We start from the raw sequence: 13,520 nt of genomic DNA on the forward strand, positions 1-13,520 counted from the left end.
ATTCTTATTCGGGATCAGCCGGGTTTGCAGCGATGTCGATCTCCAACTGCCGGCAGGTTTCGCGCAGGGCGGCGACCAATCCGGCGTCGAACACCTTTCGGAACCGTGTGGCAGGCGTGGCGACGCTGAGCGCCCCAACTACCTGGCCGTGCCGGTTATGCAGAGCCATGCCCAGGGCGCTGACGCCTTCCTCGGTGCCCTCGAAGTTGGCCGCGAAGCCGTTGGCGCGGATGCTGTCGAGTTCGCGCAGGAAGGCCTGGTACTCGGCCTCCGGAATGGTGTCCCCGCCGATTTCGGCGTTCTGGCTCCGGAACAGTTGCTCGATCATGGCCGGGTCCAGTTCGGCCAACATCACCTTGCCACCGGACGTCTTGTCGGCAGGCATCACGGTACCCTGGCGGTCTCCGATCCTCAGGACGTTGCCGCCTTCAACTGTGCTGAGGAAGCGGACCTTGGTGCCGACGCGGACCATCAGGTTTACGGTCTCGTCGAGCCGCGAGGACAGGAGCTCCATGTGGGGCTGGGCGAGGTTTCGAAGGAGCCTGGTCCAGCTAAGTCCCGCCGGGCCAACACCCATTGCTGGCCCGGGCACGTAGCGGCGGTTTTCATCCTGGACCGCGAAACCGCGATAGACCAGCATCGCCAGGAGTCGATGGGCGGTTGACGGGGCTACGGCCAACTCCGCCGCGGCATCCTTGAGGCGGAGGGCGCCGCCGTCGCGGAGCAGCTGGAGGAGTTGAAGGGCGTTGTCCACGGCGTCAATGGAATACGTGGGCCGCTTCTGCACGGGTTTCCGGTTTTGGGCTGGCTTCCGGCTGGCCCGACCCGGGTTGATGTTCTGCACAACAGAATTGTATGGCCCTTCGCTTGCCGTTCACCGGACAGTGGTGGGATGAATCACACACTTCCCGCTGCAGCGTCGCAAGGGTCAATCGTCAACGCTGCCGGCAGTGCGCCGCGGTTCTCCAAAGGCTCTGCACTCGCCGTCCTGGTTTGTTGGCTGTTGGTGGTCTTCGACGGCTATGACCTCATCGTTTACGGAACGGTGCAGTCCTCCCTGATCTCCGAAACAGGCTGGGGCCTCACCAAGGCAACCGCAGGGACCATTGGCTCCATGGCGTTCCTGGGCATGATGATCGGAGCCATCTTCGCCGGACGCATGGCCGACTCCTGGGGCAGGCGCAAGACCATCCTGGGTTGCGCGATCGTCTTCTCCATCTTCACCATCCTCTGCGCCTTCGCCCCCAACGCGGCCGTGTTCGGTGCTCTGCGGCTGCTCGCCGGCATCGGACTCGGCGGTTTGGTGCCGTCCGCCAACGCCTTGGTGGCCGAACTGGTTCCCACCAAGTGGCGGTCCACTATTGCCACGCTGATGATGTCCGGCGTCCCGATCGGCGGCTCAATCGCCGCACTGGTGGGCATCCCGCTGATTCCCGCGTTCGGTTGGGAGGCCATGTTCTTGGTGGCCGTGCTGGCACTCGTGATCGTGGTGCCGCTGGGGCTGAAGTACATTCCGGAGACACTGACACCCGCCGGATCCGCAAGCAAAGCCTCCAAGGGCTCCGCCGGTTTCGGTTCACTGCTCCGGGCGCCCTACCTAGGCGTCAGCGTACTGTTCGCAATGGCCACGATTGCCACTCTCTTCGCTTGGTACGGCCTGGGCACGTGGCTGCCTAACCTCATGCAGCTGGCTGGCTACAACCTGGGATCGGCGCTCACCTTCGCCCTGGCCCTGAATCTCGGCGCCGTTGCCGGTTCGGTCATTACCGCTTGGGCCGGCACGCGCTTCGGTCCGATTCCGACGGCGATAGCGGCAGCCGCGGTGGCCGCCGTCGGGCTTTCCGTCCTCCTGGCCAGCCCGCCCGTCACCGTTGTTTACCTCGCCCTGGTGCTTGCCGGCGTCGGAACCCACGGCACGCAGTGCCTCATCATCGCCGCAGTCGCCAGTCACTATCCCGACCATTTGCGGGGGACCGCGCTCGGCTGGGCGCTCGGAACCGGCCGCATTGGCGCCGTCGTCGCACCGCAGGTGGGTGGCCTCCTGCTGGCAGCCGGGCTGGGCGTCAACTCCAACTTCCTCGCGTTCGCCGGAGCCGCCGCCATCGCAGCGGTCCTGTTGGCCGCCGTCGGACTCAAAATCAAATCCACCATCTCGCAAGGAGCACGCAATGCCTGAGTACACCACATCCACCGATGTCCTGGTGGTGGGAGGGGGCATGGCCGGTTTGGCCGGAGCCCTGGCCCTCCGCGAAAACGGTGCCAACGTCACGCTCGTGGAACGGGCACCGGAATTTGGCGAGGTCGGTGCCGGCCTGCAGATGGCCCCGAACGCCTCCCGGGTTTTGAAGCGTTGGGGCCTGTTGGAGAAGGCGCTGGAGATCGGGGTGCAGCCCAGGCATCTGGTGTTCCGCGACGCGACCACCGGTGAGGAGCTCACCCGTCAGTCGCTGCGCGGGGAGTTTGAGGAACGCTACGGCGCCCCGTACGTAGTGATCCACCGCAGCGACCTGCACCGCGTGCTCCTCGAAGGATGTGAAGCTGCCGGCGTGAAGCTGGTCAACGACGTCATGGTTGAGAGCGTGGAAACCGTGGACGGACGCGGCGTAGTGCACACGGCAGCCGGCGTGGACTATGAAGCAGACGTAATCATCGGCGCAGACGGTCTCAAGTCCACGCTTCGCCCGCTCGTGGCAACAGATGAGCCCGTGTCCTCTGCCTACGTTGCCTACCGCGGCACCGTGCCCATTACCTCCGAGACCCCGGCGGCCGACCTGGAGGACGTGGTGGTTTACCTCGGCCCGGACTGCCACCTGGTGCAGTACCCGCTGCGCAAGGGTGAACTGCTGAACACCGTGGCCGTCTTCAAATCGCCGTCGTTTGAGCGCGGTGAAGAGCAGTATGGGGGAGTAGACGAGCTCCAGGCCGCCTACAAGGACTGCATTCCCGCGGTGCAGGCAGCCCTCGCGAACCTCGGCACGGGCATCCGCTGGCCCATGTACGACCGCGATCCGATCGAGAACTGGATTGCCGGCCGAATGGTCCTGATGGGCGACGCCGCCCACCCCATGCTCCAGTACTTGGCCCAGGGTGCCTGCCAGGCACTCGAAGACGCCGCCGTGCTGCAGGACGTCAGCGCAGGCACCGTCTTCACCACCGACGGCGTCAACCCGGCGGCGTGGGACGAGGCAATTGTCGCGTTCAACTCCGCCCGCGCCGCCCGGACCGCCCGTGTCCAAAGCACGGCCCGCGTGTGGGGAGAGTCCTGGCACGTCTCCGGCTTGGGGCGCACGCTGCGAAACCTGCTCTTCAAGAGCCGCAAGGACAACGACTTCCAGTACAACGACTGGTTGTATGGCCAGGCGGGCGAGGGCGTGCCTGCCCCCGTGGCGCCCCGCGTCGCCAACCAGCTGCCTGCCTGACGGATGGCGCTTAAGCCGCCTGCCGCCGTCGTGCCTTATTAACAGCAGCACGACGGCGGTGGGCGGCTTTGCGTGTCTGCTTTCGGTGTCACTCCCATCGCCTACGATGACAGCACCGGCGAAGGAGGACGTATATGGGCGCCATGGATGAGCTGATCAATTCCACGGTGGTGACCGAGCTGCGCTCCATACTCATGGGCGCCAGTCCGGGCATTGAGCTGCCAACACTGGAGCGCTCACATGGTGACCTCGACGGGCAACGCCTCCGGCAGCGGGTGGATGTAGTGAGGGATGCCCTCCTTCAGGACTTACCGGCGGGATCCTCCGATGTTCAGAGGATCATGATCGATGCTCTCGACGACCCCCGCTTTACGGGATGGATGGTCTGGCCGGCCACCGAAGTGGTGACCGGAAGGGCTCTTCACTCGGGATCGCTCACCGATTTTGATGCTGCGCTCGCGGTCCTGTCCCGCCTGACGGGGAGGCTCACGGCAGAGTTCGCTATCCGCGACCTCATAGCCACCCGGCCGGAACGTGCCATTGCGACGATGCAAACCTGGACGAATCACAACGACGAACACGTCCGCCGACTCGCAACGGAGGGCTCCCGCGCCTACCTGCCATGGGCTAAACGGGTACCTTGGCTGGTGGCCAATCCAGCGGCAACCCAGGGGATCCTTGATGCCACCTACCAGGATCCCACCGACTATGTCCGGCGCTCCGCAGCGAACCATCTCAACGACCTGAGCCGGATCGATCCGCAGCTGGTGCTGGCTACAGCGCGCCGTTGGTCAGGCAAACCTGATGACACCACACCCAAGGTGATACGGCATGGACTTAGGACCCTGGTTAAACAAGGCAATCCGGACGCGCTCGCCCTCCTGGGCTACACCGGCGGCCAGCTGGTGGTCAGGGAGCCTCACCTCCGCCACACGGCAGTGGCATGGGACGGAACCGTGGAATTTTCAGCCGAGGTAGTCAACGAAGGCCCCCAGCCCGCCAACGCAGCCATCGACTACTCCATCGGGTTCCAGCGTTCCAACGGCACGGTCAGCGCAAAGACCTTCAAGCTCACGTCCCGCCGCATTCCACCCGGCGAGACCGTCACAGTCACAAAAACACACTCGTTCCGCCCCATAACAACCCGCTCCTATTACCCAGGGCAGCACTACGTTGTGGTCCAGGCAAACGGCGTCGCTTCGACCCCTGCGCACTTCGTCCTGGACAAGCAGGAGCTCAGCTGAACCGGGTGCCCGGCAGCGTGCTTCAGCTCCCCATCAACCGCCGCATCTGCTCACCGGCGTCATTCCCGGGTGCAGGTGTATAGACCACGATGTGGAGGTCCGGCCGGTCCGATGGGGAGACCTGGTGATGTTCCATGTGGAGAACGCCAACCGCGGGGTGGTGGAACTGCCGCTCGCGGGATTCGAAGCCCAGGATGTCGTACCGGTCCCAGCTCTCTTGGAACTCCGGGCTGGCTGCTTTGAGCCGTTCCACTTGGTACTCCACATCCGGATCACCCAACCGTTGGCCGGTTTCGGCCCTGAACTCAGCCAAAAAGCGTTTGCTCGTGACGTCCCAGTCCGGGAGCAGGTCGCGGATGTAGGGGTCGGTGAAGACAAGCCACAGCAGGTTCCTGTCCGAGGCATCGAACGTTCCGATGTTGGGGTACAGCGCCTCGTACGCTCGATTCCAACCGGCGATGCCCCAATCCGGGGACAGTGCGTAGGAGGGGTTGGGGTCCAAGGCATCGAGCAGGCGTTGGACATGGGCCGGTGCATCGGCGGCCACCGGGCCCTTCGGTGGAGCGGAGGAATAGCCACCCAGGGAAAGCACGTAGCTCAACCCGGTATCGGAGAGATGCAGCGCCCGCGCTATGGATTCCAGGACCTGCCGCGAGGGACTGATGTCCCGGCCTTGCTCCAGCCAGGTGTACCAGGTGACGCTCACGCCGGACAGGAAGGCGATCTCTTCCCGGCGAAGCCCTCGCTCGCGGGATCGTCCTACCGGGGGCAGCCCGTAGTCCGAGCGCAGGGCCTGGGTGCGGCGTGTCCTGAGGTATAGCCCCAGCTCCTTGCGCCTCTCATCTTTCACGCCTTCAACACTATTACTCTGGTACTTTCACTACTAGTAGCAACACCGTCTTCCACCGACCAAGGAAGAACAGCAGGATGGTATTCATGCCTGCACTACGCTCAAGAACAGTTACCCATGGCCGCAACATGGCCGGCGCCCGCGCACTGCTGCGTGCCTCCGGCGTCGCCAACACGGACATCGGCAAGCCGATCATCGCCGTCGCCAACTCCTTCACGGAATTCGTCCCCGGACACACCCACTTGGCTCCCGTGGGCCGGATCGTCTCCGACGCGATCCTCGCCGCCGGCGCTGTTCCGCGCGAATTCAACACCATCGCCGTGGACGACGGCATCGCCATGGGCCACTCCGGCATGCTCTACTCCCTGCCGTCCCGCGACCTGATCGCCGACTCCGTTGAGTACATGGTCAACGCACACTGCGCCGACGCCCTGGTCTGTATCTCCAACTGCGACAAGATCACCCCCGGCATGCTCATGGCGGCGCTCCGCCTGAACATCCCCGTAGTGTTCGTTTCCGGCGGTCCCATGGAGGCCGGCCGCGTGACCCTGACGGATGGGTCCGTCCGCTCCCTGGACCTGGTCAACGCGATTGCCGACGCCGTGGACGAATCCATCTCCGATGAAGACATCAACCTCATCGAAGAGAACGCCTGCCCCACCTGCGGTTCCTGCTCGGGCATGTTCACCGCCAACTCCATGAACTGCCTCGCCGAGGCCATCGGCCTGGCCCTGCCGGGCAACGGCTCCGTGCTCGCGACCCACACCGCCCGCAAGGCGCTGTACGAGAAGGCCGGCGCCACCGTCGTCGATCTCGTGAAGCGCTACTACGACGGCGACGACGACTCCGTCCTGCCGCGCTCCATCGCCACCGCCGAGGCCTTCGACAACGCCATGGCCCTGGACATCTCCATGGGCGGCTCCACGAACACCATCCTGCACCTGCTGGCCGCGGCGCAGGAGGCGGGCGTGGAGTACGGCCTGGCCGAGATGGATGCCAAGTCCCGCCAAGTGCCTTGCCTGGCCAAGGTGGCCCCGAATGTTGCCGGGGACAAGACGTATTACATGGAGGACGTGCACCGCGCCGGTGGCATTCCCGCCCTGCTGGGTGAACTGAACCGTGGCGGCCTCCTGCACAAGAATGTTCATTCCGTGCACTCCAACGACCTGGACGGCTGGCTGGACGACTGGGACGTCCGCGGCGGCAAGGCCACCGAGGAGGCGCAAGCGCTCTGGCATGCGGCTCCCGGAGGCGTCCGCTCCTCCACCGCGTTCTCGCAGTCGAACGAGTGGACCTCCCTGGACACCGACGCCGAGGGTGGCTGCATCCGTTCCGTGGAGCACGCCTTCTCCAAGGACGGCGGCCTGGCTGTGCTGCGCGGCAATGTCGCAGTGGACGGCGCCGTGGTGAAGACCGCAGGCGTGGATGAGTCCATCTGGATCTTCGAAGGCCCGGCCGTTGTGTGCGAGTCACAGGACGAAGCCGTGGAAAAGATCCTGAACAAGTCCATCAAGGAAGGCGACGTGGTGGTCATCCGCTACGAAGGCCCCAGGGGTGGTCCGGGCATGCAGGAAATGCTCTACCCGACGTCGTTCCTCAAGGGCCGCGGCCTGGGCAAGAAGTGCGCCCTCATCACGGACGGCCGCTTCTCCGGCGGCACCTCGGGCCTGTCGATCGGCCACATCTCCCCGGAGGCTGCCTCCGGCGGCGCGATCGCCCTGGTTGAGGACGGCGATATCATCAGCATCGATATCACGCAGCGCTCCCTCCAGTTGCAGGTCTCCGACGAGATCCTCGCCGAACGCCGCGAAAAACTTGAAGTCAACGGTGGCTACAAGCCAAAGGACCGTGAACGCCACGTCTCACCCGCGTTGCGCGCTTACGCCGCCATGGCACTGTCCGCGGACAAGGGCGCCGTCCGCGACGTCTCGCTGGTGGAAAACCTGTAACGCACCGCGGCACGCGAACGTCGACCTGCCCGGTTGGGCAGGTCGACGTAGCGGAATTGGTCTGAGCTAGTTAATGGCTGCCTTCAGTTCCTTGGCGGCCAACCCGGGGTCTGAAGCGCTGTAGATGGCACTGCCTGCAACGGCGACGTCTGCGCCAGCCAGCTGCACGGCTGCAATGGTTCCGACGTTCACGCCACCAGCTACGGAGAACGGCACGCGTGCTTCCTCGCCTGCGTTGAGCAGCGTGCGCAGGTTGTAACCGGGCTGTGCCTGCTCATCCAGGCCTGCATGGAACTCAACGAACTTGGCTCCCAACGCGCGGGCTTCCTTGGCACGGGAAACCTTGTCCGCCACACCGATCAAGTCCACCACGATGCCCTTGTTGTGAGTCTTCGCGGCCTTGACCGCGCCGGCAATGGTGGAGTCATCGGCCGTGCCCAGGACAGAGACCAGGTCCGCTCCGGCGCTGAAGGCGATGTCGGCTTCGAGCTCACCTGCATCCATGGTCTTCATGTCCGCGAAGACGATCTTGCTGGGGTGGGCTTCCTTGATCGCGGTGACTGCGCTCAGGCCTGCAGCTTTGATCAGCGGTGTGCCGAGCTCGATGATGTCCACGTGCTCGGCCACTTTGGCGGCCAGTTCCAAGGCGTCCTCGACGGTGAGGAGATCCAGTGCTACCTGAAGTTTCATGGTGTTCTTCTTTCATTCGGAATGTTTCGTGTGGAGCGGGTAGTGCGGGCTAGGGGTGGGATTACTCGAGATTGGCGTGGCGCAGCCAGAGGTGTTCCGCAGGCTCGTTGGTGTCCTCCCAGAGCGTTTGGAACACTGTCTCCGTTGCAAGGAAGAGGGATTGCTCGAACAGGCTGCCGGAGTACTGGCGGGAACGGCTGGAGCCGTGATCGGTTTTCTGCGCTGCGGGTATGATCACCAGCGCATCGGCCAGGGCGGCCAAGGGTGATTCCTGGTCGGTGGTCACGGCGGCAACGTCCGCCCCGGCGGCGGCTGCGGTTTGCGCTGACTTGACCACACCTGAGGTGGTTCCCGAGCCGGATGCCACCAGCAGGAGGTCACCAGAGGCGATGGCGGGCGTGGTGGTGTCGCCGGCAACATGGACCGTCAGGCCCAAGTGCATGAGTCGCATGGCTGCCATGCGAAGAACCAGTCCGCTGCGCCCGGCTCCTGCGAGGAAGACACGCTCTGCCCCTCGGATTCTGTCGGCGAGGACTGCCAGCTGGTTGACGTCGATCGCGTTGGTGGTGCTGACAAGTTCGTCCTGGATCAGGGACAGGTTGAGCGCGGCCCGGGCTGGCGTTTGGCTCAGGGCGGGCTTTTCTGCGACAGCGTCCACACTCTCTCCTTCAGTAACCGTGGTGTTTGCTTCCCTTCCAGCTTGGTGCAGTCCAAGGGTGGGGAGAACGCTGATTTGTGACAGTCTTTCCTATCCGTTTGGGTAGTACCGGACCCTGTTTGGCACATATGCTGGCCGAATGCAGAACTGGGCACTCCTCCACTCCGTCAGCGACCTGGCTGCCGCGCCGCTGAACCGCATTGCCGAAAGCCTCCGTGAGGCCACTCTCCCGTTCCTGGCAAGCAGTGCTCTGGTCATCTTCACGGAGGACTGCACGGGACGGCCCCAGAAGAAGGCGGGCGACGAAAGCATAGTCAGCCGCGTGTCCATCACGGAACTGGACCAGTTGCGCTCGGCGATGCCGGGTGAGGATCCGTGGCGCACGTCCGCGGTCATCGCCGGTGAGGAGCGGCAAGTCCTTGCCTTGGGCTATGCGCCCAGCCAGGCGCTGCTGGTGCTGACCGACCCCTCCGTGACTGCCGGGTTGGAAGGATCGGAAGCAGCAGGGGAAGCGCACCGTCTTCTCAGCTATCTGTGGGGATTAACCGCCCGACGCATCCAGGAGAAGGTAACCGACGCGCCGCCGTCGTACCTTTTGGAATCACGGGCCGCATCCGCTGAGCGGATCCGCGTAACGGCCGAGCTGGTCGACCAGCACTCCACGACCCTTGAAACGCTGCTGGCGGCCTTGCGGTCGACCTCCATGAACGACGCCGTGGCGCGCGCCTCAGTGACGGACCTAGCCGTCAAGGCACTGGTGGATTTGCGGACGCTCAGCGACCGGACCAGTGATCTGGTGGAGGAACCGGTGGCGACCGCATTTGAGCGGCTTCGCGAAGACCTCCGCCCCCTGATGCACTTCAGCAATATCGACATCCAGTTCATCGAGCCGCCCGCCAACGGGCGTGCACTCCCTGGTGAGGTTGCCCATGCTGCCCGCGCCGTTGTCCGTGGGCTTGTGCTGGCCATCGCGGAGCAGCCGGACGTCCGCCGGGTCCGGGCACAGTGGGATTGCGACGGCGAGAACCTGCTGATCAATGTGCGCGACGACGGCCTGGGCGCCCTCTCGCCGGATTCTCCCAACATCGTCCGGCTGCAGCAGCGGGTGCAGGCAGTTGACGGGCGGATGTCCCTCGAGGTGATGCAGGGCTGGGGTGCCGATATTTCCGTGGTGTTGCCGCTGGATCCGCCGGCGGCTCCAGCAGGTGATGTTGCCGTCTGGGATCTGGCGCCCCGCGAGTTGGAGGTCCTGCAGTTGCTCACTTCAGGGCAGCGGAACCGGGGCATCGCTGGTGCGCTCCACATCAGTGAGAACACGGTGAAGTTCCATATCCGGAACCTCTTCCGGAAACTCGACGTGCGTTCCAGGACCGAGGCGATTGCTTTGGCGCACTCAGCTGGCCTGCGGTAAAGGAATCTATTTCGCACGACATCATGAACGCACGACGCCGGTGGGCGGCTTTCGTTTATGGGACGAACCGGTAGCCCATCCCGGGCTCGGTGATGAAATGGCGCGGGTTGCCCGGTTCAACTTCCAGCTTTCGGCGGAGCTGGGCCATGTAGACGCGCAAGTAGTTGGCTTCCTTGGCATACGCCGGGCCCCAGACTTCGCTGAGGAGCTGCTGTTGGGTGATCAGTTTGTCCGGATTGCGGACCAGGATGTCCAGGATGTTCCATTCGGTGGGCGTCATCCTGACGTCCTGTCCGGACTTGGTGATTTGCCTCTTCGCAAGGTCCACGGTGAAAGAGCTGGTCTCGATCGTGGTGGTTTCCCCGCTGGATTCGGTGCTTCGCCGCAGGATGGCCCGGAGGCGTGCCAGCAGTTCGTCCAGTCCGAAGGGCTTGGTGATGTAGTCGTCCGCGCCGGCGTCGAGGGCTTCCACCTTGTCGCTGGACCCGTGCCGGGCTGACAGGACCAGGATGGGCACGGCGCTCCACTCGCGGAGCCGGGTGATGACCGTGGTGCCGTCGATGTCCGGCAAGCCCAGGTCAAGGATGACGACGTTGACTGGCCGTTGCGCGGCAGCGTGGAGTGCCGATTCCCCATCCATGGCTGTTGTGACCGTGTATCCCTGCCCTTTGAGGGTGATGGCAAGTGCGCGGACAATGTGGGGATCGTCGTCCACTACCAAAACGCTATTCATGCCGGATGCCATTCACTGGGTGTCTTTCGGGGGACGGGAGGAAGTACACGCCCGTGGATAAGGGCAGCCGGATCACCATGGTCAGGCCGCCGCCGGGTGTTTCCTCGGCGGTGAGGGTGCCGCCCATTGCCTCGGTGAATCCCTTGGCCACGGCGAGTCCCAACCCCACTCCAGTGGCGGCCGGGACGTCGTCGAGCCGCTGGAAGGGCTGGAACATTTGGAGCACGCTGGCCGCGGGGACACCTTGGCCATGGTCGATGATTCGGAGTTCGCTGGCCGGTTGCCCGGCCAAGGTGGTGGTGCTGAGTCCGCCGGCGGCGCCAACAATCACGATGTCGGAGGTCGGCGCGTATTTCACGGCATTCTCCACGATGTTGGCAACCACCCGTTCAAGCATGCCGGCGTCGGCGTCCACCTCGGGCATGTTGGGGAGGAGGTCCACACGGACCCGTCCAGCCGGGACTCCGTGAAGTGCAGCTGGAATCACGTCGAACCAACGGACGGGCTTGATCAGGGCGTTCACAGAATCGGAGGTAATCCGGGACATGTCCAGGAGGTTCCCCACCAGCACGTCCAAGCGGTCCGAGCATTCATCGATGGTGGCCAGGAGCTCCTGTTCCTCTTGTTCCGTGTAGTGGATACCGGGCTGCCGCAGGCCGCCGACGGCCAGTTTGATGCCGGCCAGGGGGGTGCGGAGGTCGTGGGATACGGCGCGGAGAATGGACGTGCGCATCGTGTTGCTTTCGGCCAGCCGCATGACTTCGCGGCGGCTCGCTGCAAGTTGCCGGCGTTCCAGCTGTGCTGAGAGGTGTGAGCCGAAGGCACCGAGCAGGCGGCGGTCGCTGGCAGGGAGGACCCGGCCGGTCAGGACCAGTCGCGTGCTGGCGTCGATCTGTTCGATGTTCTCGTTGTCGTCCGGGGCTTCATCCCCGGCCGCGGCTACGAGTCGCCAGCCGTCGTCAGGGGAAGACGACTCGTAGAGGGCGGCCCGGCGGACTTGGAAGACGTCCACAGCCTGCTCCAGCAGGCCCACCACCGTGTCCTCGGCCGTGGTCGCTCCGCGGGTGAGATCGCCCAGGGTGGCTGCTTCCGAACGGGCCCGGGCGGCCTCCTTGGAGCGCCTGGCCGAAAGGTCCACCACCACGGCCACAGCCGAGGAAACCCCCGCGAAGACCAGCAGTGCCAGCAGGTTCTGGGGATCGCTGATGGTCAGGGTGCCAAGGGGCGGAACGGAGAAGAAATTCACCAGGGCACTGCTCCACAGGGCACCCAGCAAAGCGGGCCACAGGCCACCCACCAGGGCAACGGCAACAGAACCGCTGAGCTGGACCAGGACGGCCGTCGCGATGTTGTGCGATGGGCTTGCGGCCAACAGGAGTTGCAGCAGGACGGGCACCACAATGGCCATGGCAAAGCCAACCATCACCCGGACCCGGCCCAGGTCGCGTGGCCGCGAAGGTTCCTTGCCGCGGCCACCAAGGGGATGCGAAACCATGTGGACGTCGATGTCGCCCGAGTCCCGGACCACTTTGTTCCCTACGCCGCCGGTGAGCCGCCCGGCCAGGGCCTTCCGACGCGATACGCCCACCACGATCTGGGTGGCATTGACGCTTCGGGCGAAGTCGAGCAAGGCTTTGGCGGGGTCCTCACCAGCCACAATGTGGTAGCTGCCGCCGAGATCCCGGATGAGGGTGCGTTGGGCTTCCAAGGCCTGCGGGGATTCGGCGGCCACGCCATCGGCCGCGCGAACATGGACGGCCAGCAGATCGCCTCCGTTGACACGTTTGAGGATCCTCGCGGCCCGTCGGATCAGGACCTCACCTTCGGGACCACCTGTCAGTCCGATGACGATGCGTTCCCTGGCCGGCCAGCTTTCCTCGATCTGGTTTTCTTCACGGTAGCGGGCCAGGCCTTCGTCCACCCGGTCCGCAAGCCACAGCAGGGCAAGCTCGCGGAGCGCCGTCAGGTTACCCACCCGGAAGTAGTTGGACAGGGCCGCGTCGATCTTGTCCGCGGCGTAGATCTTGCCGTCGCCCAGCCGCTGCCTCAGCAGTTCCGGTGAGATGTCCACCAGGTGGATCTGGTCGGCGCGACGCACGACGTCGTCCGGGACAGTCTCCGCCTGGTGCACATCGGTGATGGCGCTGACGACGTCGCCCAGGGAGGCCAGATGCTGCACGTTGACGGTGGAGAGGACATCGATACCCGCTTCCAGCAGTTCCTCAATGTCCTCCCAGCGCTTGTGGTTGCGGCTGCCGGGGATGTTCGTGTGCGCGTACTCGTCAACGATGGCTATGCGCGGCCGACGCTCCAGGACGGCGTCCAGGTCCAGTTCCTCAAACGAACTGCCCCGGTAGTCGATGCTCCGGGTGGGGATGACTTCGAGCCCTTGGGTCAATGCGCGGGTATCGGCGCGGCCGTGGTGCATGGCGAAGGCCACCACCACGTCCTCGCCACGGCCAAGCAATCTGTGGGCTTCCTCGAGCATGGCGTAGGTCTTGCCGACGCCCGGGGCGGCCCCCAGGAATATTCTCAGTGTTGCCCGCGCCATAACGTCATTCTTCCA

The 13,520-nt window shown here is 64.7% G+C and carries 11 protein-coding genes; 5 read left to right on the forward strand and 6 right to left on the reverse strand.

The window, feature by feature from the left end; translation table 11 throughout:
* Window positions 1-4: 4 nt before the first annotated feature.
* On the reverse strand, window positions 5-844 hold the full coding sequence (locus tag J3D46_RS25080) for an IclR family transcriptional regulator (protein WP_253465835.1): 840 nt from the start codon (window positions 842-844) through the stop codon (window positions 5-7).
* Window positions 845-892: 48 nt separating this feature from the next.
* Between J3D46_RS25080 and J3D46_RS06350 the strand changes: the two genes are divergently transcribed.
* The 3 genes from J3D46_RS06350 (at window position 893) to J3D46_RS06360 (ending at window position 4,663) form a co-directional block, all read left to right on the forward strand.
* Window positions 893-2,176: an aromatic acid/H+ symport family MFS transporter gene (locus tag J3D46_RS06350; protein WP_253465839.1), complete on the forward strand. Its 1,284-nt coding sequence runs from the start codon at window positions 893-895 to the stop codon at window positions 2,174-2,176.
* The gene (locus J3D46_RS06355; RefSeq protein WP_253465842.1) at window positions 2,169-3,419 is read left to right on the forward strand and encodes an FAD-dependent oxidoreductase; all 1,251 of its coding nucleotides are present in this window, start codon (window positions 2,169-2,171) and stop codon (window positions 3,417-3,419) included. The genes J3D46_RS06350 and J3D46_RS06355 overlap by 8 nt, the downstream gene beginning before the upstream one ends.
* A gap of 134 nt (window positions 3,420-3,553) precedes the next feature.
* The gene (locus tag J3D46_RS06360; protein WP_253465846.1) at window positions 3,554-4,663 is read left to right on the forward strand and encodes a DNA alkylation repair protein; all 1,110 of its coding nucleotides are present in this window, start codon (window positions 3,554-3,556) and stop codon (window positions 4,661-4,663) included.
* Window positions 4,664-4,685: 22 nt separating this feature from the next.
* On the opposite strand, the gene J3D46_RS06365 is transcribed toward J3D46_RS06360, so the two are convergent.
* Complete coding sequence (locus J3D46_RS06365; protein WP_253465849.1) at window positions 4,686-5,513, reverse strand: helix-turn-helix transcriptional regulator; 828 nt, start codon at window positions 5,511-5,513, stop codon at window positions 4,686-4,688.
* A gap of 86 nt (window positions 5,514-5,599) precedes the next feature.
* Here J3D46_RS06365 and ilvD point away from each other — a divergent pair, with 86 nt between their 5' ends.
* Entirely contained in the window at window positions 5,600-7,462 is a 1,863-nt protein-coding gene (gene ilvD, locus J3D46_RS06370; RefSeq protein WP_231341442.1) for a dihydroxy-acid dehydratase, read from the forward strand.
* Window positions 7,463-7,528: 66 nt separating this feature from the next.
* On the opposite strand, the gene hxlA is transcribed toward ilvD, so the two are convergent.
* Together hxlA and hxlB are read right to left on the reverse strand one after the other, a co-directional pair.
* The gene (gene hxlA / locus J3D46_RS06375; RefSeq protein ID WP_231340532.1) at window positions 7,529-8,152 is read right to left on the reverse strand and encodes a 3-hexulose-6-phosphate synthase; all 624 of its coding nucleotides are present in this window, start codon (window positions 8,150-8,152) and stop codon (window positions 7,529-7,531) included.
* A gap of 61 nt (window positions 8,153-8,213) precedes the next feature.
* Window positions 8,214-8,810 carry a 6-phospho-3-hexuloisomerase gene (gene hxlB, locus J3D46_RS06380; RefSeq protein ID WP_231340533.1) on the reverse strand — a complete coding sequence of 199 codons (597 nt, stop codon included), beginning with the start codon at window positions 8,808-8,810 and terminating at the stop codon, window positions 8,214-8,216.
* A 139-nt stretch (window positions 8,811-8,949) separates the two neighbouring features.
* Here hxlB and J3D46_RS06385 point away from each other — a divergent pair, with 139 nt between their 5' ends.
* On the forward strand, window positions 8,950-10,221 hold the full coding sequence (locus J3D46_RS06385; protein WP_231340534.1) for a response regulator transcription factor family protein: 1,272 nt from the start codon (window positions 8,950-8,952) through the stop codon (window positions 10,219-10,221).
* 55 nt (window positions 10,222-10,276) lie between these two features.
* Here the strand turns inward: J3D46_RS06385 and J3D46_RS06390 are convergent, their stop codons facing one another.
* The gene (locus J3D46_RS06390; protein WP_231340535.1) at window positions 10,277-10,954 is read right to left on the reverse strand and encodes a response regulator; all 678 of its coding nucleotides are present in this window, start codon (window positions 10,952-10,954) and stop codon (window positions 10,277-10,279) included.
* A complete protein-coding gene (locus J3D46_RS06395; RefSeq protein ID WP_231340536.1) occupies window positions 10,947-13,505 on the reverse strand; it encodes an ATP-binding protein in 2,559 nt (852 codons plus the stop codon). Before J3D46_RS06395 ends, J3D46_RS06390 begins: the two co-directional genes overlap by 8 nt.
* Window positions 13,506-13,520: the final 15 nt, after the last annotated feature.

It is taken from the genome of Paenarthrobacter sp. A20 (assembly GCF_024168825.1).
Taxonomy (GTDB): domain Bacteria; phylum Actinomycetota; class Actinomycetes; order Actinomycetales; family Micrococcaceae; genus Arthrobacter.